Source organism: Arthrobacter sp. Y3225116 (assembly GCF_059091245.1).
Genome location: NZ_JBNHGL010000159.1, coordinates 1 through 6,799 on the forward strand (window position 1 = coordinate 1; position 6,799 = coordinate 6,799).

The 6,799-nt window shown below is 68.8% G+C and carries 7 protein-coding genes; 3 read left to right on the plus strand and 4 right to left on the minus strand.

From position 1 onward, the window contains the following. The 4 genes from AC5RV2_RS13000 to AC5RV2_RS13015 form a co-directional block, all read right to left on the minus strand. Positions 1-1,672: heavy metal translocating P-type ATPase (locus AC5RV2_RS13000; RefSeq protein WP_494092672.1), on the minus strand; the 1,672-nt coding region annotated here is incomplete at its 3' end. 134 nt (positions 1,673-1,806) lie between these two features. Beyond that, positions 1,807-2,031 carry a heavy-metal-associated domain-containing protein gene (locus tag AC5RV2_RS13005; RefSeq protein WP_494001083.1) on the minus strand — a complete coding sequence of 75 codons (225 nt, stop codon included), beginning with the start codon at positions 2,029-2,031 and terminating at the stop codon, positions 1,807-1,809. Positions 2,032-2,071: 40 nt separating this feature from the next. Next, a complete protein-coding gene (locus AC5RV2_RS13010; RefSeq protein ID WP_494092673.1) occupies positions 2,072-2,428 on the minus strand; it encodes a metal-sensitive transcriptional regulator in 357 nt (118 codons plus the stop codon). 82 nt (positions 2,429-2,510) lie between these two features. Beyond that, a complete protein-coding gene (locus AC5RV2_RS13015; RefSeq protein WP_494092674.1) occupies positions 2,511-4,016 on the minus strand; it encodes an MFS transporter in 1,506 nt (501 codons plus the stop codon). A 103-nt stretch (positions 4,017-4,119) separates the two neighbouring features. Between AC5RV2_RS13015 and AC5RV2_RS13020 the strand changes: the two genes are divergently transcribed. The 3 genes from AC5RV2_RS13020 to AC5RV2_RS13030 all read left to right on the plus strand — a co-directional run. Next, positions 4,120-4,659 carry a TetR/AcrR family transcriptional regulator gene (locus AC5RV2_RS13020; protein WP_493980101.1) on the plus strand — a complete coding sequence of 180 codons (540 nt, stop codon included), beginning with the start codon at positions 4,120-4,122 and terminating at the stop codon, positions 4,657-4,659. Between the two features lie 71 nt (positions 4,660-4,730). Continuing rightward, complete coding sequence (locus tag AC5RV2_RS13025; RefSeq protein WP_494092675.1) at positions 4,731-5,210, plus strand: DUF4190 domain-containing protein; 480 nt, start codon at positions 4,731-4,733, stop codon at positions 5,208-5,210. A gap of 284 nt (positions 5,211-5,494) precedes the next feature. Beyond that, on the plus strand, positions 5,495-6,799 hold a 1,305-nt coding region (locus tag AC5RV2_RS13030; RefSeq protein WP_494092676.1), incomplete at its 3' end, for an MFS transporter.

Genomic DNA, 6,799 nt, shown 5'->3' on the forward strand with positions numbered 1-6,799 from the left:
TCGGGCCTGCCGTCGCGCCGGACGGCGTGGCGGTGCGTGCCGCGACCTTGCGGGCTGCTTCAACGATGGCCAGGGCGATCGGGTGCTCGGAGCCGGCCTCGACCGCGCCGGCCAGCAGCAGGACCTCGTCTTCGCTGCGGTCCGCCAGGGCCAGCACGCCCTCCACCGCCTGCCGCCCGGTGGTCACGGTGCCGGTCTTGTCCAGCACGATGGTGTTTACGTGCCGGGTGTCCTCGAGGATCTGCGGCCCCTTGATCAGGATGCCCAGCTGGGAAGCCCGGCCGGTGCCGGTGAGCAGTGCGGTCGGCGTGGCGAGCCCGAGCGCACAGGGGCAGGCAATCACCAGCACGGTGACGGCCGCGGTGAACGCCGCCTGCAGGTCGCCGGCGAAGACCATCCAAAGGGCGAAAGTGACGACGGCGATGACCAGCACGATGGGGACGAAGACGGAGCTGATCCGGTCGGCCAGCCGGGCAATCGGGGCCTTGCCCGCCTGCGCCTGGCTGACCAGGCGGCCCATCTGCGCCAGCGTGGTGTCCGAGCCGACCCGGGTGGCGCGGACCAGCAGCCGGCCGGAGGTGTTGATGGTGGCGCCGGTGACGGTGTCGTCCACATCCACTTCCACCGGCACGGATTCGCCGGTGAGCAGGGAGGTGTCGACGGCGGAGTGCCCGTCCACCACGTAGCCGTCGGTAGGGATCTTTTCGCCCGGCCGGACCACCATCATGTCGCCCGGCAGCAGGTCGGCGGCCGGTACCTTCACCTCGGCGCCGTCCCGCAGCACGGTAGCGTCCTTCGCGCCCAGGTTGAGCAGGGACTTCAGGGCGTCGCCGGCCCGCTGCTTGGCGTTGGCTTCCAGATAGCGGCCCAGCAGCAGGAACGTGACCACGACGACGGCCACCTCGAAGTACAAGGCGTGCTCGGTCATGTCGCCGTGCACGTGTTCGGTCATCATCGGATCCATGACCAGCTGCCAGGCGGAGAAGAAGAAGGCCGCCAGCACGCCGAGGGACACCAGCGTGTCCATCGTGGAGGCGAAATGCCGGGCGTTGATCGCCGCGGCGCGGTGGAACGGCCAGGCCGCCCAGAACACCACCGGGATGCTGAGCGCGAAGGCCACCCAGCCCCAGTGCGGGAACTGCGCGCCGGGGATCATCGAAATGATGAAGATCGGCACGGTCAGGACGGCGGCTGTCCAGAGGCGCGGACGCAGCTGGCCGGCGGTGCCGCCGTGGGCCATGTGGTCCTCACCCTCCACGTGATCGGCGTGCCCGGCGTGATCGCCGTCATCAGCGTGGCCGGCGGGTCCGGAGCGGTCGTGCCGGTCCCGGCCGCCGGGGCCGGGGTCCGCCTCGGGGTTCCCGTCGTGCCCGTGGCCCGTTTCCCCGCGCCGTGGGGCGGGCGCGGAGCGCGGCTGCGGTTTCACCCGGGCCTTGTAGCCGGTGGCATTCACCGTGTCCACCAACTGCTGGTTGGTGACGCCGTCCGGGACGAGCACGACGGCGGACTCCAGGGGCAGATTCACGCTGGCCTGGACGCCTTCGATCTTGCCGAGCTTGCGTTCCACCCGGTTCACGCAGGAGGCGCACGTCATGCCCTCGATCGCCAGTTCGACGGTTCTGGTCGGGTTCGGCTCCGCTACGGGATCCATGGTGCCGGAATGGGAGGCCATTGGTCTTTGACTCGATTCTGCGTGTGGTGGCGGGCGGCGCGCGTGCGGGGCGGGGCGTCCGCTGGCGCGCGAAAAAAGGGGGCCGACGGCGGCCGGCGGGCACCGTCGTCGTACTGGCCGAAGGCGGTCTGCCCCTAGGCGTTTTGCGCGACGACGGTGTACCCGGCCTCGGCGACGGCCTCGCCAATCTGGGCCGGGTCGAGGTCCGCCTCGGAACTGACCGTCGCGGTGGAGATTCCGCCCTTGTTGAGTTCGATGCTGACGCCGCGGACGCCGTCGAGGGCCTGCAGTTCTTCCGTGACGGCGTCCACGCAGTGGCCGCAGGTCATGCCGTCGATGCTGATGGTGGTGGTGCTCATGTCAGTCTCCTAGGGGTGGGGTAGGTGTTGGGCGGGGAGGTCAGCGCAGCAGTCGGCCGATGGCGTCCGAGGCTTCCTTGACTTTGTCCTCGACGATCTGCGGGTCGCCGCTGAGTTCGGATTCCTTGGCGGCGCCGATGACGCAGTGGCCGATGTGGTCTTCGAGCAGGCCAACGCTTACCGCGTGCAGGGCCTTGTTGACGGCGGCGACCTGGGTAAGGATGTCGATGCAGTACTTGTCGTCCTCCACCATGCGGGCGATGCCGCGGACCTGGCCCTCAACGCGCTTGAGCCGGCGCAGGTACGCTTCCTTGTCCGACGTGTAGGCGTGCCCGATGTGCTCGTCGGCGGGGGCAGTGACGGCTTCGGTTTCCGCAGGCAGTGTTGTGTGGCTCATGGCTTCCTCAATTGGTGGACTACGCCACCAATCTATACCCCCTAGGGGTATCCCGCAAGGGCGGGCCGGCCGCGTCCCCGCGTCACTGGTGCTGCGGGACGCGCAGCGTTCGGAAGGCGAGCCAGGCTGCCGCGACCATGAGAACCGCGGCCAGCCCGGCGGTGACGGTCACGCCGCTGTCGAAGGCATGGACCGCGGAGTCGAGCAGGGCGGACCCGGTGCGTTCGGGCAACTGCCCGGCAACGGTGATGGCGCCGCCGAGGGTCTCGCCGGCGGCTTGCTGCTGTTCGGCGGACAGCCCGGCGGGCAGGGCGATGTTCCGCCGGTAGGCGCCGACCAGGATGCTGCCCAGCACAGCGGTCCCGAAGACAGAGCCCACTTCATAGGCCGTCTCCGACACGGCGGAGGCGGCCCCGGCCTTGGCGGCGGGGACGCTGGACAAAATGAGGTCATTCGAGAGCGTCTCGGAGGCGCCGACTCCGGCGCCGAGCAGCGCGAAGGCCGCCATCAGGGTTACCGCCGACGCGTCCGGGGACGACGCCACCAGGGCGTAGGCTGCCGCGGACAGCAGCAGGGCGCAGGCCACCACCCGGTGCGGGGGAATCCGGCGCACCAGCGGGACCGCGAGCAGGCCGGCCGTGATGGTGACCACCAGGCCGGGCAGCAGGACCAGGCCGGCCCGCAGCGGGCTGAGCCCGAGGACCAATTGGAGATGCTGCGAGACGAAGTACAGGAAGCCGACCAGGGAGAACACGGCCAACAGGTTGACCAGCACGGCGCCGGTGAAGGGGCGGTGGCGGAACAGCCGGACATCCAGCATCGGGTTGGCGCGGCCCAGCTGGCGGCGGACGAACAGCCAGCCGGCCAGGATGCCGAGGGTGAACGTTGCTGCCGCGACGGCCGGATCTCCGCCGCCGGCCAGCTGCTTGATGGCGTACACAACGGGGAGCAGGGCGGCGACGGAGAGCAGGATGCTGGCCGCATCGATAGGGCCGGGCTCGGGATCGCGCGATTCCGGCACGAACGCCGGCGTCAGCACCAGCATGGGCAGCAGCATGGGGACCGCGAGCAGAAAGACCGAACCCCACCAAAAGTGTTCCAGCAGCAGGCCGCCCAGCAGCGGGCCGAGGGCGGCGCCGGCGGAGAAGCCGGCGGCCCAGATGGCGATCGCCAGGCGCCGCTGCGCCCGGTCCGTGAAGATGTTCCGGATCAGGGACAGCGTGGCCGGCATCAGCATGGCCCCGAAGATGCCCAGGCCGGCGCGTGCGGCAACCAGCAGTTCGGCGCTGGGGGAGAAAGCGGCCAGCGCGGACAGTGCGGCGAAGCCGGCCGCGCCGATCATCAGCATCCGGCGCCTGCCGAACCGGTCGCCCAGGCTGCCCATGGCCACCAGCAGGCCGGCGAGTACCAGGGGGTAAATGTCGATGATCCACAGGAGGGTGGTGCCGCTGGTGCTGAAGGCCAGGGAAATCGCGGGCAGCGCGAAGCTGAGCACCGTGTTGTCGACGGCGACCAACAGGACCGGAAGCATCAGGACTGCCAGGGCGGTCCATTCTCGGCGCCCGGCGCGCTGGGTGACGGTAAGCATGGTGGGTCTTTCGGAATCGGGGAAGTTCGACCTACTGTACCGTCTGGACGGTTTACCTGCAAAGTGGCGGCTCCGCCGGTGGGGGGAGTCCTAGGATGGGTGAATGGCCAGTGCGAGAGACCGGATCCTCGATAACTTCGAGGACATCCTGATCAAAGAGGGCGAACGAGCCGCCACGATGGATGCCGTCGCGGCGGCGGCGGGGGTGTCGAAGGGCGGGCTGCTGTACCACTTCCCCTCCAAGGAGGCCATGGTCGACGCCCTGTGCGAGCGGCTCTCCGCCCTGACCGCCGCCGACGCGGAGCAGATCATCAGTGCCCCGGAAGGAGCGGCCCGCTACTACGTGCGCACGTCCAGGTTCGTCGATTCGCCGCTGGACCGGGCCATCGTGGCCGTGGCGCGCCTGGTCCAGCAAGGCCACCCGTCCGCGGCGAGGACCTTTGCCGGGATCCAGGAGCTCTGGTTGGACGCCTTGGAACAGGCGCTGGGCAGCCGGCCGGTGGCGCAGGCCGTGAAGCTGATCGGCGACGGCCTCTACTACAGCGCAACCTTCTTCTCGCCGGATGCGCAGCAATACCAATTGGCCGACGGCGAGATGGATGCCCTGCTGGAACAGGTCGACACGCTGGTGGGCCGGGGCTGATTCGGGGCCGCCGGACATAGGGTGTTCGGTGGGGAACGATAAATCGTTTACGCCCCGATGAGAGGAACCACATGTCTACTCCCAACGGCTACGGGGAGCATCCCGAGCCCACGGCCTCCCAGCAGCCGCAGTCCACGCAGGGCGCCTACCCCGCCCACCCACAGCAGGGCGCCTACCCCGCCTACCCGCAGCAGGGCACCGGCCAGGCATACCAGCAGCCCACCGAGCCTTACGGGTACCCGGGACAGCCCGGTCCCGGACAACCCGTTCCCGGCAGGACCATGGGGATCGTCGGCTTTGTCCTGTCCCTGCTCGGACCGCTGACGGTGGTCGGGCTGATCGTCAGCATCATCGGCATGGTGCAGTCCAAGCGAGCGCGTGCCAAGAACGGCTTTGCGCTCGCCGGCATCATTATCGGCGCCGTGGGCACGGTGCTGTTGATGCTGTTCATCATCATCGCGCTGGCCAGCATCGGTTACATCATGGAAGCCTGTGGCGAGCTGGGACCGGGCACGCACGTCGTGGACGGCGTCACCTACACCTGCAGTTAGGCACCTGCACCTGCAGATAACCCGCCACCTTCCGGCGCCGGGAGTTGGCACGGCTGAGCAAAATTTTGCCGTGACCGTGCCTGGGCCTGGTCAGTACACTGGGACGCATGACCGAGCAGGAACCGGGACCTACCGGGGCCCCGGCTCATCAGGAGGGTGCGGGTCTTACCGCGGGGGCGGCCGGTGCTGCGGTGCCGATCGGGGACGGCGAAGCACCGAACCTCGTCGATCCAGCCGCAGTCGACACGACCGTGCGCGGCCCTGCACAGCGGTACCGCACGTTCATGGGGATCCTGGTGAATACGGCCTTGGCCAACATCACCACCAGCTACCTGTGGTTCGCGTTGACGTTTTGGGTGTACCTGGAGACGCGCAACGTCATCGCCACCGGGGTGATCGGCGGGGCATACATGCTGCTGATCGCGCTTTCCAGCATCAGCTTCGGCACGTTCGTGGACCGCTACCGCAAGCTGGCCGTGATGCGCTTCGCCGCCGTCTTCACTTTGGTGATGTTCCTTTTGTCCGGGGCCATGTTCCTGCTGACACCCCAGGCCTGGCTGCTGGACCTCGCCCGGCCGTGGTTCTGGGTCTTCTCCCTGATCATTCTGATCGGCGCGGTGGTGGAGAACATGCGCAACATTGCCCTCTCCACCACGGTGACGATCCTCGTCGACCCTGAGCGGCGGGCCAATGCTAACGGGCTGGTGGGCATGGTGCAGGGCCTGACCTTCATCGTTACCTCGGTGCTGTCGGGGCTGTCGGTAGGCCTGCTCGGCATGGGCGGGACGATCGCCGTCGCCTTGGTGCTCACGGCGCTCGCCTTCCTGCACCTGCTCACCCTGCGCATGCCCGAGGAGGTGCGCGCGGCCGCCACGGACGCGCGCGGCAGCTTCGACCTGCGTGGTTCCCTCGCCGCCGTGCTGGCCATCGCCGGACTGTTCGCGCTGATCCTGTTCTCCACCTTCAACAATTTCATCGGCGGGGTTTACATGGCGCTCATGGATCCCTACGGGCTGGAACTGTTCCCCGTGGAGCTGTGGGGCGCGTACCTCGCGCTCGGCTCCACCGGATTCATCGTGGGCGGCGCGGTGATCGGCAAGTTCGGGCTCGGGCGCAATCCGCTGCGCACCATGCTCATCGCGGTGATCGTGATGGGGGCCCTCGGCGCGGTGTTCACGCTGCGCGAGTGGGCCTGGCTGTACATTGCCGGGATCTGGCTCTACCTCGCGCTGGTGCCCTTCGTGGAGGCCGCCGAGCAGACGGTCATCCAGCAGGTGGTTCCGCTGCAGCGGCAGGGCAGGGTGTTCGGATTCGCCATGGCATTCGAGTCCGCGGCTGCGCCGATCACCGCGTTCCTGATCGCACCGATCGCGCAAGTCTGGATCATCCCGTACGCGCGCTCGGTTGACGGCGCCGCCCGGCTCGCACCGCTCCTGGGCGAGGGTACGTCCCGCGGCATCGCCCTGGTGTTCCTGGTGGCCGGGATCGTCATGATCGTGGCCGCCCTGCTGGCCTTCCTGACCCCGGTCTATCGTCGGATCTCGGCCTCGTATGCCGCGGCGGCCGCCGCGGCGCCGGCTGAGGCGCCG

Coding starts and splice junctions, on each gene's coding strand:
- AC5RV2_RS13005 (WP_494001083.1), bottom strand. CDS start 2,031: ATGAGCACCACCACCATCAGCATCGACGGCATGACCTGCGGCCACTGC.
- AC5RV2_RS13010 (WP_494092673.1), bottom strand. CDS start 2,428: ATGAGCCACACAACACTGCCTGCGGAAACCGAAGCCGTCACTGCCCCC.
- AC5RV2_RS13015 (WP_494092674.1), bottom strand. CDS start 4,016: ATGCTTACCGTCACCCAGCGCGCCGGGCGCCGAGAATGGACCGCCCTG.
- AC5RV2_RS13020 (WP_493980101.1), top strand. CDS start 4,120: ATGGCCAGTGCGAGAGACCGGATCCTCGATAACTTCGAGGACATCCTG.
- AC5RV2_RS13025 (WP_494092675.1), top strand. CDS start 4,731: ATGTCTACTCCCAACGGCTACGGGGAGCATCCCGAGCCCACGGCCTCC.